Genomic DNA, 1,463 nt, shown 5'->3' with positions numbered 1-1,463 from the left:
GGCTCTTTGTCAAATCCTGTTGATAGAGCTTAAATGAATAGAATCAAGCAGCTAAAAAACTGCTTGGTTCTTTTTCTTTTACCTTGTTTTCTGCTAATCTAATCCTGGTTAGCAGATTGTGGAAGTTGGCGTAGCCAAAAGCTGTGCGCTCAATTTGTTTAATCTTGCGATTGAAGCCCTCTAAGCAGCCGTTGGAATAATTCAATGTTATCCCGTTAATTACTGCTTTCAGGTTATGCTTAAAAGTTAACAGGGTTTGATGCATTTGCCAGCCAACTTCTTCTTTAGCATGAATCACTTCTTTAATTGCCAGCGGATCTTTGGCAGCCAAAGCATCATAAAATGCCTGCAGCAGGTTGTAGGCATTAGTAAGCTCCGTGCTGCAGGCGATGCCTTCGTTGACTATCTGCTCTTGCGTCAGATTGTCTTTGTAGTGCCAATTGTAATGCGGATGAATTTTGTCGAGTGCCTGGTACTTCTTGAGATACAGTTTCCACGGTGATTTAAGCAGTTTGTATTCTCTGCTGGTCTTTTTGAATTTCTTCATGACCTGCACGCGCAGGGAGTTGAAGGAACGCGTAAGCATTTGTACCATGTGAAAGCGATCAAGCACAGGCTCAGCGTTGGGGAAGCATGCTCGCACAATGTCCTGATAGTAAAAATTCAGGTCCAGAGAAACTGTTTTGACGCCTTGCAAAGCCGCTGGCGCAAACTTTTTGAAGTAGGCAATAATTGCTTTTTTATAGCGTGTTCGGAGAATCTGAACCACCTCGTGTTTGTCGGCATCAAGACAAATAAAATGCAAGGTGCGGTCAACGCCTTTAAACTCGTCGAAGGCCAGATGCTCCGGCAAATAATCATAGCTGCTACTAAACTGATGCGAGCAAGAGCCCAGCACTCTTTGCACCGTATTGACAGAAACATTGTTTTCCCGGGCAATGCTGGTCATTGAGCGGTCTTCTGTTAAAGCACTGAGAATTTTGAGCTTAGAATGCTGGGAAATACAGCAGTATTTGCCTACCAGGTCAGATTGAGCCATTGAGCGTTTATTGCAGGTGCGACACCAGACTCTCTGCTTAAAAAGTCTAATAATGACTGGCTGACTGGCATTGGCAGCAGGATAGCGGATTTCGGTTTTCAAACGGCCATTGTGCCGCAGCTCCTGTGAGCCACAAAAGGGACAACTGGGCTGCAATAAGACAGCTTGGTAAACCTTCTGCTTATAGCCGTTAGCCAAACGGAAGAAATAATCTTCAAAAACAATGTTTTGATCTTTAATATCAAGAGCAAATTTAATATAATTATTAAAAGAGGACATAATTCAAACCTTCTATAAAATATTGGGTGAAGTTAATATTTTATTACAAGAAGCAAGAGGAAGATGTCCTCCTTTTTTATGCAATAAAAAACCTATTAACAGCTTACCACATGGATAAGTCATCAACAGGATAAATTATAGAGCC

At 42.0% G+C, this 1,463-nt stretch carries 1 protein-coding gene; it reads right to left on the bottom strand.

Features of this window, described 5'->3' with window-relative positions; genetic code table 11:
• Positions 1–43: 43 nt before the first annotated feature.
• The gene (locus H3R29_RS09085) at positions 44–1,318 is read right to left on the bottom strand and encodes an ISL3 family transposase (RefSeq protein WP_198203128.1); all 1,275 of its coding nucleotides are present in this window, start codon (positions 1,316–1,318) and stop codon (positions 44–46) included.
• Between the last annotated feature and the right edge of the window lie 145 nt (positions 1,319–1,463).

The sequence above is a fragment of the Lactobacillus sp. M0393 genome (genome assembly GCF_016102025.1).
GTDB classification, from domain to species: Bacteria; Bacillota; Bacilli; order Lactobacillales; family Lactobacillaceae; genus Lactobacillus; species Lactobacillus melliventris.
Note: the sequence above shows the minus strand (reverse complement) of the source record. Positions and strands in the feature narration are given on the sequence as shown.

Excerpts from the sequence above, each read along its gene's own strand:
- H3R29_RS09085 (WP_198203128.1), bottom strand. The coding sequence starts at position 1,318 with ATGTCCTCTTTTAATAATTATATTAAATTTGCTCTTGATATTAAAGAT.